The organism is Nocardia wallacei, assembly GCF_029868745.1.
Lineage (GTDB): Bacteria > Actinomycetota > Actinomycetes > Mycobacteriales > Mycobacteriaceae > Nocardia > Nocardia wallacei_B.
In genome coordinates, this window is the sequence record NZ_JARWOP010000003.1 from 1 (window position 1) to 1211 (window position 1211).

Genomic DNA, 1211 nt, shown 5'->3' on the forward strand with positions numbered 1-1211 from the left:
TTCGGGTCGCACGGTCGCTGAAGTTGCCCGGGAGCTGGGTATTCACGAGAGTCTGCTGGGGACGTGGGTCAAAGATGAGCGGCGCAGGATCGCCGCGGCCGAGATCCACGGGGAAAAGCCCTTGGATGCTGCGGAGCGGGCCGAGTTGCAGCGGCTGCGGAGGCAGGTCGCTGAACAGGACAAAGACATTGCGTTCCTGAAAAAAGCGTCGGCGTACTGTGCCGCGATGCAGACGAACCGGCCCGGTTCGATCTGATGGCCGAGTACGCCGGCCCCGACACTGCGACCGGCGTTGCTGGTGCCGATCTGGCTGCAGGGCACCGGTTTTCGGTTCGCCGCATGGCGCGACTGTTGCGGGTATCAACCTCGGGCTATTACGCGTATGTGAATCGCAGGGCGGCAACGGTTCTCACCGACCGGCAGCAGCGGCGGGCGGATCTGGAGACGAAGATCGCCGCGGTTCATCGCGAATCGCACGGCACATACGGATCACCGCGGATCACCGGTGAGTTACGCGATCGGGGCGAGCGGGTCTGCGCCAAGACCGTCGCCAAGATCATGGCGCAGGCCGGGCTCGAGGGGATCAGTCCTCGAACGTTCAAAGTGCGCACCACCGTGACCGATCCGGCGGCCGCGTCCCTCCGGATCTGGTGGCCCGCCGCTTCGATCAGGGTCGTCCCGACGCCGTCTGGACGACCGATATCACCTACCTGACCTGTGGTCAGGGGGATCTGTTCCTCTGCGCGATCCGCGACGGCCACACCCGCAAAGTGCTCGGCTACAGTCTGGCCGATCATATCGGCGCCGGCATGGTCACCACAGCGATCGATGCCGCGGTCGAGATACGCGGAGGCCGGGTCCAGGGCACGATCCTGCATTCGGATCGCGGTGGGGAGTTCACCGCGCATTCGACCGCGCGAGCCTGCTGGCGCCACGGGTTGCTCCGGTCGATGGGAGCGACCGGAATCTGCTGGGACAACAGCCCTTCAGAATCGCTGTGGTCAAGTTTCAAACACGAGCACTACTACCGGCACACCTACGCGACGAAGGCCGAACTCGTTGTCTCGGTTGACAAGTGGATGAACTACTACAACACTATCCGGCGGCACTCCGCGATCGGGAACCAAAGCCCCGACGACTACGAGCGTTCACTTCGAACCACTGCCGCCTGAATCTGCAAGCCCCCTGTCCACCATTCGGGGTGAACCTCA

General features: G+C 64.0%; 3 protein-coding genes. All 3 read left to right on the top strand.

Annotated features, from left to right (window positions below; all coding sequences use genetic code 11):
- A partial coding sequence (locus QH470_RS00015) for a transposase (RefSeq protein WP_280270141.1) occupies window positions 1–256 on the top strand: 256 nt, incomplete at its 5' end.
- A complete protein-coding gene (locus QH470_RS00020; protein ID WP_280270142.1) occupies window positions 256–714 on the top strand; it encodes an IS3 family transposase in 459 nt (152 codons plus the stop codon). The genes QH470_RS00015 and QH470_RS00020, both read left to right, overlap by 1 nt.
- Window positions 651–1172, top strand: coding sequence for an IS3 family transposase (locus tag QH470_RS00025; protein ID WP_280270143.1), 522 nt, complete (start codon window positions 651–653; stop codon window positions 1170–1172). Before QH470_RS00020 ends, QH470_RS00025 begins: the two co-directional genes overlap by 64 nt.
- Window positions 1173–1211 lie beyond the last annotated feature (39 nt).

Bases quoted from the DNA above. Each gene is read 5' to 3' on its own strand.
- QH470_RS00020 (WP_280270142.1), top strand. From the start codon at position 256: ATGGCCGAGTACGCCGGCCCCGACACTGCGACCGGCGTTGCTGGTGCC.